Below are 12,335 nucleotides of genomic sequence, written 5' to 3' on the forward strand. Positions count from 1 at the left end.
CGGTTGGTTCCTTATATTGTCCGGTTATATATTACCGGCGATGAATTCATTGCGATAGGGAATAGATGACTGGGCGCCCAGCCGGGTAACGGAGATGGCAGCAGCTTTGCAGGCAAAAGTCACCGCATCGGGGATATCTTTGCCTTCCGACAATGCTACGGCCAGCGCACCATTGAATACATCACCGGCCGCGGTGCTATCTACCGCCTCCACCTGTGGCGCCGGCACTACCTGTATTTTCCCTTCCTGGCATATCACCGCACCCAGTGGCCCCATGGTGACGACCACCGTATTCACGCCCTGACTGCAGATAGCTTTCGCCGCTTTTTTCGCACTGTCCAGGTTATTCACTTTAATACCCGATAACATCTCCGCTTCTTTTTTATTCGGCGTAATGATGTTCACACAACGTAACAACTCCGGTCCCAGCGTATTTGCCGGTGCAGGATTGAGGATCACACGCACGCCTTTCTCTGCGGCGTATTGCGCTACAAACTGCACCGTCTCCATTGGTATTTCCAGTTGCATCAGCAGGATACCTGCAGCGGCAATCTCGGGTAAGGCATCTTTCAGATCGTCGGGAAACAGGTTACCGTTCGCGCCCGAAGCCACTACGATGCTGTTTTCCCCCGCGTCGTCCACTGTAATCAGCGCTACGCCGGAAGGCATTTCCGCATCAGAGAGCACATGATAAGTATTAATACCTTCCTCTTCAAAAAGCTGGGCCGATTGTTTGCCAAACACATCGTTGCCGACTTTGGAAATGAAGATAACGTTACCGCCTAAACGTGCTACTGCGACAGCCTGGTTGGCGCCTTTGCCACCTGGATTCATAAAGAAGGAACCGCCTAAGACCGTTTCTCCGGGTACAGGTATATGACTTGTTTTCACCACCATATCCATATTGGTGCTGCCAACAACAACTATTCTTTTAATGTCCATACGAGGAATTTTTTATCAGCTTGTTAAACCAAAAATATCCGGTTAAAAATTCATTATTTGACCATTCTTTGTTATTTTCCTGAATTACAACCGCAGTAACCAGTTGGTTCAATATCTTATATATCATTGATTATCAACCATAATAATTAAAAGAATTCCAGGATTTTCCATTAATTTCAAAATTCTCCCGTTATGTCCCGGACAGCAGTTATTCGTTTAGTGAAAACTTTATCCAAATCGGAAAAACGCCAGTTCCGGTTGTATACCCGTAAACATACCGGTACAAAAGAATACATCACTTTATTTGATCTGATCGATAAAAATGATTTTACCCAACGGGAACAACTGGAAGAAAAATTCCGGCAGTCGCATGCCGGTATATCATTGGATAACGCCGCCCGTTATTTACTGCGCATACTGACCGATTGCCTGATACAATCCCGCGTGAAGGAAGACGACAGCTTTCAATTGTTATACGGTCTGCTGCGGGTAAATATGCTGAAAGAGCGCAACCTTCCCGAAGAAGGCTACCGCGAACTAAAAAAACTGCAACAGATGGCCGATGTTATACAAGATCAGTTTATCAATTACCTTTTTTTCCGCCAGGAACTCAATCACCTGGCTGCCTTTAATTTCCAGGGACTGACAGAAAAAAAACTGGTGGAGATACAAATGAAAGCGCGTAACGCCATCAAGGATATCCGCAGCACACATGAACACTACTCGTTGTATGAACTACTGAAATACCGGTTGCAAACTACCGGCAAAGCGGTGTCCGAAGAAGAGAAACGGCAGCTGAACGATCTTGTACTGAGTGAAATGAGTATTGTCAACGCTAAAGCAGGCAACAACCTGGAGTCGCGCAAACTGCACCTGCTTTTTCAATCTTCCTTCTTCACCAACATCGGCGACTATCGTTCGGCCTTAAAAACCTTTTATCAGCTCAACAGTCTCTTTGAAAAAAACAAAGTGCTGTGGCAACATCCGCCGCTCGATTACCTCGCCGCCCTGGATGGTATACTGGACAGTCTGCGCACCACCGGCCGTTATGAAGAAATGCCATTTTATGTAGCACGCCTCGGGCAACTGGATGACAACACCTATCCGGAATACTTCCGGTATATGGTACGTAAGTCCGTGATGATTTACCAGCTGGTGCTGCTGATGGGTACCGGTGAATACAACGCCGCTATTGCGTATATAGAAGACCGTGATGACAGCCTCTTAAAAGCCTATAGCATGGCCGATGAAGAAAAACAATGCGAGCTTTTCTTCTGTGCAGGCAGAGCCTACTACCATGCAGGGCAATACAAAAAAGCCCAGCAATTCATCAACGAAATCGTACTGATCGGCAAAGTCAGTCACCAGTCAGTAATATACCGGGCAGCACGCCTGTTGAGCATACTGGTACATTATGAAGGCGGCAACCTGGCTTATCTCGATTATGAAATCCGTTCCTTTAAACGGGCTTTCCAGTATGCCAGCGTCAGACTAAAAATTGAAAGTATGTTGTTTAAAACCATCAAAGCTACACCGGCTAAAAACGGGCCTGTCCGCAACCGGCAGCTATGGGAAAAGATTGGTCCGGTACTGGAAAGCGCGGAAAAAGATAAGTACGAAATGCAGCTGCGCAAATATTTTGATTTTGGTGGCTGGATTAAACAACAATTGACAAAATAATGCTCCCAGGGTTAATAGCTGCTTGCTCCAATAACGTAAGAGAAAAAAGCCCGGCACCTTGTGCCGGGCTGTGTACTACGCTAACGCATATACTTGAATTATTTCCGTCAATTGCTGCGTTGCCTGTTCTAATCCAGGCAATAATTCATCTGCTGACAGTACACCTGTTTCAGTCAACCGGTAATAATAATCAATGCCATTCGCCAGTTGTCCACAGAATCCCCGGTAATATTTTTGCTGTTGTGCCAGCGTATCTTCCCGGCGGGCTTTTGCCAGTTGCTCCGCCAGGTAATCCAGGTACAGCTTCAGTTCTGTGAGGAACATATGTGGCCTGTTGCTGCCTTTGAGAATATTGTCGCGGCCATAGATATGGTCCGTCATCGTTTGCAGGGACACTTCTTTATTAAAGTATGCAATACCAGGGCCGGGACAGATATTCACAGACTTCCGGCCTTTTACAAACGGCTGTTCATATTCGATTGCTGCGGCGTTGCTGAGGCCAACGCATAAACATTCCTTATCCAGCACTGCCTGTAGCTGTTCCTGGTATACCGGTTCCGGTAGTTGCTGCGCCTGCAGTTGTGCTACCTTTAAACGTTGATATTGACGGGAAGCAGTACAGATGGGTTTTTCGGTGAACTCCGTATTAAACGACAGGTGTTTCTCCGTACAGGGACTACCCGGTTTACCGGCCTGAATGCGGGCCAGCCTTTCCTCTTCAGCGGTACTGCCTTTCAGGTAATGGAAACGGGCGCCGAGCGGAGAATGATAGCTTAGCGTAAGATCTTCCGTGGTGGCTTTGCAGAGGCGTTGCCGCGTATCGTCGTCTACCGTAGTGGCTTCGGGTACCAGTAAGAAGGGTGTGCCCCAGCCGGTGCCGTCCAGTTCATAGTAGGTATGCAGCAGCAGGTCTTCTGCGGCGGTGCCAATACCACCCTGGGCGGAGATCTTTAACGGTGGCGGATATGGAAAGGTTTTTAGTCCCCTGTTTTGTAATGCAGGTTGATACAGGGCAAACAAGGCGTCAGTGAGTTCCTGCCGGCGTTGTTTAAACTCTTCGAGGATGGGCCCCATGAGTACGCCATCAGAGGGGAAAGCGTGGCCACCGCAATTGAGGCCGGATTCAATACGGAATTCGCTGACCCAGATACCTTTTTTGGCGAGGTACTTTCCCTGTATCAAAGCGGAACGAAAATCACTCACCTTGACGATAATTTTTTTGCTGAAGTTCCCGGCTTCATCGGCATTGAATTGCGGACATTTCTCCAGGTAGTTGTACAAACGCGGATTCATGCCGGCGGAAAATACGATAGCGGAATTTGTCAGGTCGCTGTTGACATACCCTCTCAAAGCGGCGATAGCGTCGGAACCATCGGTGATGACTTGTCCGCTTGCATCGTAATTGTCTTTGTCTGTTTTAGTCATGATGTTGACATCGATGCTGCCGGGTTTGATAGCCTGACGCAGGCGGGACGCCAGCGAAGCCTTCTCTTCCGCGTCGGAGGTGTTGGTCATCTGCCGGTACAATTGTTTCAGGGTGTGGTGGTCGGGCAACATCTCAAAGTAGCGGACCATCTCCGATCCTGCTTCAAAGGCTTTGGCTTTGAGTTGTTCTACCTGGTCTTTTACGATGCGGTTGACCAGGTTCAGGTAATCCGTAATGCGACGGGCCCTATAGTCGGGCGCTGTTACCGGGATGGGCTTGTACACCTCGCCTGCCACCGGGTAATAATGACTCCGCATCATTTCGATGAGCCGGTCTTCGATAATAGAGATGACAGAGGCGATGCCGAACCGCGCTACTTTAACGGGACTGTCGATCGTATAAGCCAGTCCCATCACAGGTATATGGAATGTGTGCATGTTGATGAAGTTGTTTTCAGGCAGCAATATTAGTAAAAAAGGACACAAATATCCTTTTTTAAATGTACCTTAGCTTCATTCTTTTAAAAACAACAGACCGGACATGTTACAGCTGACTAAAATTTTCAGTTTTGAGACCGCGCATGCCTTGCATGCCTATAATGGAAAATGTAAAAACATACACGGGCATTCGTATAAGCTCCACGTAACCGTGAAAGGCCGTGGCAGCAACGAGGAATACCTGCCTGCCCCGGGTATACTGGTGGATTTTAAGATCATCAAGGAGCTGGTACAGCAGACCATTGTACAACATTTCGATCATCGCCTGATCCTGTCGGCCGCCTATATGCAGGAGCATCCGGGTTGCAGCACACAGGAAAACCTGTGGGTATGGGAGATGGAGCCATCTGCAGAGAACATGGTGATCTATATGCAGCGGGCCTTACAGGCGGTGTTACCCACTGAGGTAACATTGGCTGGCCTCCGCCTGTATGAGACCAGCGATTCATACGCGGAATGGGTACCGGCGGTTTGACCGGTACCTCATTTCTTATTATCTTGCATCTGTCTGAATTGATATTATGCTGTCGAAAACTGCTGAATACGCCCTGAGAGCCACGATTTATATCGCTTTAAAGGGATCGGAAGATAACAAGCTGGGGATAGAGGAAATAGCGAAGGGCATTGATTCCCCCCGTTCATTTACGGCCAAGATATTACAGTTGCTCACGCAAAACAACCGTGTGATCAGTTCCGTGCGCGGCCCCAATGGCGGGTTTTACCTGACCGACCGTGCCCGGAAACTGCCGGTAAAGGCGATCCTGGCTGCCGTAGAAGAAGAAAATGTGATTACCAAATGTGTACTGGGCCTGAAAGAATGCTCCGAAACAAGACCCTGCCCCATGCATACCCAGTATAAAAACATTAAAAAACAGCTGAAACAGATGTTTGAAAAAACCGCCATCCAACAGCTGGTAGATGAATTCAATAAAGGCAACTACTTTATTGACAACCTCAAAGGCGTCCGTAAGCCTTGTTAACCCTCGTACTCTCCTAAGCCATACTTTTTCACCTGTTTGAAATCATGTGTCTTCCTGATTTATATCAGGTCGACTTTTTTGGCTGGTATATTCAAAGAAGATAATTTTGTCCTTAACAAATAAAGGATCGTTATCCTCCGGATGGCCTGCTACAGCACCTGTCCGCCCTGTTAATATGAAATGCTTAATACCCCTTGTTATATGCATGGCATCATCATTTACCAGTCCAAATACGGCGCTACACGCCAATATGCTGAATGGATCAGCCAGACACTGCAGGTACCGGCGATAGAAGCGAATAAAGTCACACCGGCGCAGCTGGCCACAGCAGACTTTCTGATACTGGGCACCAGTATCTATATCGGGAAAATGTTATTACGGCCCTGGCTGCAACAACACGAAGGACAACTGGCAGGCAAACCCTTATATCTCTTTGTAGTATGCGCTACCAAGCCGGAAGAAGCAGACAAACTGAACGGCTACGTAGCACAAAATATGCCCGCACTGCTCCTTGTTCACTGCCATCGTTATTTCCTCCCCGGCAAAATCAGGTTCAGCGACCTCTCGCTGGCCGATAAGCTGAAAGTCCGCGCAGGCAGTTTCATGGCTAAACTCACGGGCCAACAATTCGACGTATCGGATTTCAACCGCCTCGATCCGGTCCTCACCTCACCACTCGTACAGGATATTCAACAACGCTACCAGGTCCAATCCTAAATAGTCAACCGACATGTAATGGATCTTACATTCGTTATTGTATGTATTTTCAGGAAGAAAGACATATAAATAACAGGGGCCAGCCTATCTCTAAGGCCAGCCCCCTGTACTCCACAGCAAGCAATACGGTTGCTTAGTTGATGACCATACCGGGATTAAATTTTCTTACTCTTGCCGGTATCTGAAACGTGTATAGTCTGCTGTTAGGTTCCAGGACTGAAATTACGGCGCCTGTTTCTTTGTTGATACGCTTGATAGCCGGCATTCTGCCGTCGCGGTCCAGGCGTTTCATATCTGTCCAGCGTTGTCCGCTGTAAGCCAGTTCCCGGCGCCGTTCCGCCAGCACTATATCCAGGGCTTCCTCTTGCGTAACCGCCGTTAACGGATGGTAGCTATCGGTTTTAAAACGGGCTTTCCGGATCATGTTCACCAGGTTCATGGCAACGGGAATATTGCCTTTCCTCGCTGCTACTTCAGCACGGGTGAGGTATAATTCGGGAAACGTAATGCCGTAATTACCAAACCCTACGGGATCTGCGCGTGTAGTACCGCCGCCGGATTGACTCGTCTGCAGGGTATAACGCAGATCTCCTTCCTGAAAAAAGGTTTTCAATGTATCGGAATAGAGCATATCGCCCAATATCACGTATTCCATGCTGGCTCGCTGCCAGAGTATCTCCGGGTTAAAGTCCGTTGCAGGCAGATCCAGCCAATTGGGAAATTTATTATAATCCAGCAAAGCGTGTTTCGCTTTGAGGGCGCTGTCAGCAAACCGGTCGGCGTCGGCATAATTGCCCATATACAGGTAAATGCGTGACAACATGCCGCTGGCCGCATATTTCGTACATCGGTAAGTGTTAATATTTTCTTCCGGCAGCATGGGTATTGCCAATGTCAAATCATGCACGAGCGAATCCAATGTGTCCTGCAGGGAAGCGCGTGGTGGTATTTGCTCCGTCACATTGGTGGCAGTAACTATCGGTAATCCGGGGTCTTGTTTGGCTGTTGCCGGATTATACGCTTTAGCAAAGGCTGTCAGCATGGTAAAATATATTTCCGCCCTCGCCGCCAATCCTTCTCCCAGTATTTGTTTGCGTCGTTGTTCATTGCTTTCGGCGGCGTTCATCACGTTATTGATAATGATGTTGGCACGATATACGATCTGATACCCGCCTCCCCATATGGCGGGACTGGCCTGGTCGTCTACATCTATATCGGGGCGCCAGTAATAGGCATTAGCCGGGATACTCCGTTCCTGTAGGTTGTATACCCCGAAGTAATCGTCGGTACAATACAGCAACGCGGTAGGGAAACTGGATATCATTGTTTGTGAATTGAGTATCCCTTCAAAATCCGCCAGCTTCTCCGGGATCACCACTCCTTTGGGTTTTACATCCAGGAACTTATTGCAAGCGCTGCATACTGTTATCAATGCGATGATCATTCCTATTTTCTTCATGTCAACAGTATTAGAAGTTAGTGTAAAAAGAAAAACTGTAAAAAGGCTGTACGGGCAGGTTTCTGGAACCCGTTACCGGATCAATGGCTTCGGGGTCTACATCATTACCGCTAAAAGTATAACAGTATACATTCTGTGCCTGCAGTCGCAGCTGCGTGCGGTTCAACCCAATTCGCTGCAGGAAAGCGGAGCGGAGGTTGTACGTCAGAATCAGGTCACGCAACCGGATATAATCGGCCTTCCGGACAAACCTGTCGGCAAAGGAATAACCAAACTTGGCCGCATAGGAATAGTAGCCGGGACTATTGAATCTTGGGAAACCAGGTATATCGGTGTGATTTTCATCACCGGACTTTTTCCAGAAGTTACTCGCCCCCTGTAGCGGATAGTTACCGGTATAAATGATATCATCCGGGTCGGGCTGCTGTACCCTCATTACATGACCGCCATAATACATCAGGAGAAAAGAAAAATCAAAGTTGCCCAGCGAAAACTGGTTATTGAGCCCCAGTACAAGTTTAGGTGTGGTGGTACCGCTAAATACCAAATCCTCAAAAGCCACGTCCACAATATTATCGCCCATGGATTTCATAATCTTTTTGTCTTTATAACGGTTATACACAAACGGCTGCCCCAGTTCATTAAGTCCGCCATACTGATAACTAAACAGTGCATTCATCGGATACCCTTCCTTTACCTGGGCCCCTGTCACTATGTCAACGGAAGCGCCGGTGACGGCGGTCATCACCTTCAACACTTTGTTATGGTTGAAGGAAGCGGTCAATTGTGTTTGCCAGTTGAAGCGATTTCCTTTGATATTGATACTGCTGATCATCAACTCCAGCCCGTTGTTGCTGATGGACGCCGTATTGGCGCTGTACGTATTAAACCCGGTGGTAGGGTCAGCAGAGACAGTACCAAATACATCGGCCGTTTTTTTGTTGTACAGATCTATGGTGCCGGAAATACGATTATTGAACAAGGCATAGTCCAGTCCAACATTGAAATTGCGGGTGGTTTCCCAGCGGATGGACTGGTTTTCGGGGGATAACACATCATAATAGGGAACCGCTACTGCCGGCCATAAATTCACGCCTGAACTTAAGGTCAGAAAAGGGCCGCTCACCGTAGAGGGTACATTACCATTAAACCCGGTGGCTATACGTAATTGCAGGTTATTGAGCCAGGTAACCGGCTTCAGAAAATTTTCCTCCTGTATACGCCAACTGGCGCCGGCAGACCATAGGGGCTTGTTTTTATACGCGGGATCGGCGCCAAAGAGGTTGGACTGATCAATACGAAAACTACCCGTGGCAATGTATTTATTCAGATAGATATAGGTCGCCTGTGCATAGTATGACATAAACCTTCTGTCAAGACTGGTTTCCTTAAAATACTCTTCCGGTATAAAAGAGGCGCCGGAGCCGGTTTCTTTAAAGGCTGGTGTAATCAGCCATGAACTTAATGCCTGCATGTTAATAGGCCGGTTAATGAGCGACTCACCATCGTATCCAAAGTAAGCGCTCTTTACACCGGAGGCTGTACGCTTTCGTTGCTCTATTCCCGCCATCGCGGATATATTATGCCGGTTATCGTTCCAGTATTTATTAAGGTTCAGCTGCCCGCGCAGGGTATAGACAATGTCTTTCCCGTTGTCCAGCATATAAATATCTCCCTGTGGAATATCTACAAACAAGGGCTTGCCGGTTAAAGGGTCTTTCTTTGCTCTTGTATTGATCAGGCGGCGAACAGAATAGGCATCATCCGTCCTTAAAAATCCGGTAGTCGTTTGCTGATTTTCGTACACGCCGCCCAGGTCCAGCGTCAGCCAGTTCGTCAATGCTGCACTGAGTCGGCCTTGCAGGCGCAACGCCGTCAGGTTGACCTTCGTGCTGTTGGCAAACAATTCTCCATAAGGATAATACAACTGATCATAGAGGCCGAGCGCTTTAATTTTTTCGTTCTGCTCCACACTACGGGCAGAAAACATATCCCTGCGGGGGCCGTAGAAAGAAGCGATTGCCTTTCCCTGGTCGTCTGTATAATGTTGAAAGGGTAGCACATCTGTATATGGAACCACGTTACCACTTCTGTTGACACTATTGTTATACACAGCCCGGAAATCAAACGACAGGCGGTTGGAGAGCTTATAGATATTGGCAAAATTCAGTATGATACGCTGATTATCGGAGCGTTTAGGCGTAGGCGTTTCCCCGAGGTAGTTAATACCCAGGATATAGGTATTTTTTTCCGTTCCACCGCTGACATCAAAGTCTACCTGACGGGTCGTTCTCGTTTGATAAAAGAGCCGTTTATAATCTGCCATGTTGTTGTAACGGGCGATGTCTGCGATCTGGCGGTCTGCTTCATCAGCGGTCATGGTACCTTCCTGTACCCGAAACAGCAGATCAAATACCGGATCTACCGCTGAGCCGGGCAGTCTTTCCGAACGCGAATGACCACCAATATTCACACGGTCTTTCATCAGTTGCACATATTCGGAGGACCCGGCGTAGCGCATGTATCCAAAGTCGGGCCTGGCTTGCAGCGCATAGGTGGTACGCAGGCTAAACACAGGTTTACCGCTTTTACCTCTTTTGGTTTCAATCACAATCACGCCATTGGAGGCCTGTACTCCGTATATCGCTGCTGCTGCTGCATCGCGTAATACGGATACCGAAATGACATCGTTGGGGTTGATCGTGCTGATATCTATTTCTGTAGGGAAGCCGTCTACCACAATCAACGGGCGTTTCACCGCATCAAAGGTGGATACCCCACGGATAGACAGATCGCCGGACACGCCGTTGTACACCAGGCCGGAGAGTTTACCTTCCAGGTTTTCCAGGAAATTACCGGTAACGGCTGTACGCTGATCGTAATCCTTAGCCGATATCACGGTGGCAGCGCCGGTCAGTTGTGACTTTTCAATTTTCTGATACCCGGTAGACACGATAGACACTTCTTTCAGCAGGCTGGTAGAAGATTGCATCGTAATCGTATACCAGGAGCCGTTTTTCGGAGAGATGTCGATATGTGCCGCTTGCCAGCCGATGGCTGTTGCATCGAGTGTTCTCTCCGCCGCATCCACCTTTAGGGTAAACTCTCCTTCATTGTTGGTCATCCCCGCATACTGGCCGGCCTTTATGGTAACACCCGCCAATGGTTCGTTGTAACTGCTTACCACCTTGCCACGTATCTGCCGCATGGCAGCGGCTACCGGAAAAGGGTCGTCTTCCGGTTGTAATTGTTTTTTATTTCCGGGTTTGTTCTTCCGGGCTACAATCGTATAATGGTTCTTGTCCACATACAGGAACAGCAGGTCATTAGGATACAGGATGGTTTTCAGCACCTCCTCTACGGGTTTATTTTTCAGATCACTCAGGTCTGCGGTTGTGGTTTTATCAGCCAGCAAGGACACTTCATATACAAAACGGGTCCCCAGCGCAGCGGAAACCTTGTCCAGCGCAGTGATAAGAGAAATTTTCTTTTGCGCCGCAGCGGACAGGGACTGCATACATAACCACAGCAGCGAACTACAAAACAGTAGCGTTCTTTTCATTTTATGGGAAACGGTTAACTTTTATTGACCAGGTTTGAATAACAGCGTACTATCAGCTTTGTTAACCTCTATGCTTACATCGAGCATATTGGAAAGTATGTACAACAATGTTTGGGTGTTCTTCAATGGCAGTTCCCCATTGATTCTCCGGTTAGCGATGGAAGTATCTGACAGCATGACTTTATACCCGTAGGTATCTTCCAATACCTGTACAATTTCTTTCACCGATGTGTTGTGTAATATCATTTTATTATCCATCCAGGCAGCAGCGCCGGCATCGCCAGGATATTTGGTGAGTAGCTCCTCTTGCTGCCGGTATTGGACCTCTTCTCCCGGTTTCATGACCAAGGACTTGTCCGGCGTACCTGCATCCACCTTTACTGCTCCCTTTTCCAGGAATACAGTCGTAATACCCCGGCGTTGTTTTACGTTGAAAGCGGTGCCCAGTACTTCGATATCCAGTTGCCCGGTATGTACCCGGAAACCGCCTCCGTTTTGGTGTTGCACCTCAAAATAGGCTTCTCCGCTAAGCCACACTTCCCGCGGGCCGTTGTGGCCCCAATGTTTTGCATAACGCAGGCTGGAGTTGGCGTTGAGGGTCACCACCGAAGCATCGGGTAATGTCACCCTTTCTTTTTTACCATAGGCAGCGTAGATCGTTTGTGTGCCGGTATAATGGAGTAGATAATAGGCCAGTCCGGAGCCTGTCAATAGCAGGGCGATGGCTGCTGCCGCCCACCACCAGGGGCGTATACGGCGTACCGGTGTAGCCTCGGTAGTGTCTATGGCCGCTGTAATATGCTGCCATAACGTTTCCGCCGTTCCGGGTTGGGCGTGTATGCGTTCACCGGACAACAAATGGCGCAGCAGGAAGGTTGCGTCCCTGAATGCATCGCTATTAGGGGGCTGTTGTGCCAGCCATTGTTCCCAGAAGCGCGCAGCAGCAGGGTCTTCCCCTTTTACATAAGCCCGTACAGACGCATCTTCAAGGAAATCATTTTTTGTGTACAGATGATAGTCCAAATTCCTGTTCTTTTAATGATTTCTATAGATCAGGCATATAGGACAGCAG

At 48.3% G+C, this 12,335-nt stretch carries 9 protein-coding genes; 4 read left to right on the forward strand and 5 right to left on the reverse strand.

What is annotated here, in order from left to right; all coding sequences use genetic code 11:
* Positions 1 to 24: 24 nt before the first annotated feature.
* Complete coding sequence (gene rbsK / locus ICL07_RS16915; protein WP_188089204.1) at positions 25 to 942, reverse strand: ribokinase; 918 nt, start codon at positions 940 to 942, stop codon at positions 25 to 27.
* Positions 943 to 1,134: 192 nt separating this feature from the next.
* On the opposite strand from rbsK, the gene ICL07_RS16920 reads away from it, so the two are divergent.
* On the forward strand, positions 1,135 to 2,622 hold the full coding sequence (locus ICL07_RS16920; RefSeq protein ID WP_188089205.1) for a hypothetical protein: 1,488 nt from the start codon (positions 1,135 to 1,137) through the stop codon (positions 2,620 to 2,622).
* Between the two features lie 75 nt (positions 2,623 to 2,697).
* Here ICL07_RS16920 and ICL07_RS16925 read toward each other — a convergent pair whose 3' ends face one another.
* The gene (locus ICL07_RS16925; protein ID WP_188089206.1) at positions 2,698 to 4,485 is read right to left on the reverse strand and encodes a hypothetical protein; all 1,788 of its coding nucleotides are present in this window, start codon (positions 4,483 to 4,485) and stop codon (positions 2,698 to 2,700) included.
* Between the two features lie 103 nt (positions 4,486 to 4,588).
* Between ICL07_RS16925 and ICL07_RS16930 the strand changes: the two genes are divergently transcribed.
* From ICL07_RS16930 to ICL07_RS16940, 3 genes are all read left to right on the forward strand, one after another.
* A complete protein-coding gene (locus ICL07_RS16930) occupies positions 4,589 to 5,020 on the forward strand; it encodes a 6-pyruvoyl trahydropterin synthase family protein (protein WP_188089207.1) in 432 nt (143 codons plus the stop codon).
* Between the two features lie 46 nt (positions 5,021 to 5,066).
* Positions 5,067 to 5,525 carry an RrF2 family transcriptional regulator gene (locus tag ICL07_RS16935; RefSeq protein ID WP_188089208.1) on the forward strand — a complete coding sequence of 153 codons (459 nt, stop codon included), beginning with the start codon at positions 5,067 to 5,069 and terminating at the stop codon, positions 5,523 to 5,525.
* A 201-nt stretch (positions 5,526 to 5,726) separates the two neighbouring features.
* A complete protein-coding gene (locus ICL07_RS16940; RefSeq protein ID WP_188089209.1) occupies positions 5,727 to 6,242 on the forward strand; it encodes a flavodoxin domain-containing protein in 516 nt (171 codons plus the stop codon).
* Between the two features lie 133 nt (positions 6,243 to 6,375).
* Here ICL07_RS16940 and ICL07_RS16945 read toward each other — a convergent pair whose 3' ends face one another.
* The 3 genes from ICL07_RS16945 to ICL07_RS16955 are packed head-to-tail and all read right to left on the reverse strand — an operon-like array spanning position 6,376 to position 12,286.
* A complete protein-coding gene (locus ICL07_RS16945; protein ID WP_188089210.1) occupies positions 6,376 to 7,701 on the reverse strand; it encodes a RagB/SusD family nutrient uptake outer membrane protein in 1,326 nt (441 codons plus the stop codon).
* A gap of 10 nt (positions 7,702 to 7,711) precedes the next feature.
* On the reverse strand, positions 7,712 to 11,263 hold the full coding sequence (locus tag ICL07_RS16950; RefSeq protein ID WP_188089211.1) for a SusC/RagA family TonB-linked outer membrane protein: 3,552 nt from the start codon (positions 11,261 to 11,263) through the stop codon (positions 7,712 to 7,714).
* Between the two features lie 21 nt (positions 11,264 to 11,284).
* On the reverse strand, positions 11,285 to 12,286 hold the full coding sequence (locus ICL07_RS16955; RefSeq protein WP_188089212.1) for a FecR family protein: 1,002 nt from the start codon (positions 12,284 to 12,286) through the stop codon (positions 11,285 to 11,287).
* Between the last annotated feature and the right edge of the window lie 49 nt (positions 12,287 to 12,335).

The organism is Chitinophaga qingshengii, from assembly GCF_014529935.1.
Lineage (GTDB): Bacteria > Bacteroidota > Bacteroidia > Chitinophagales > Chitinophagaceae > Chitinophaga > Chitinophaga qingshengii.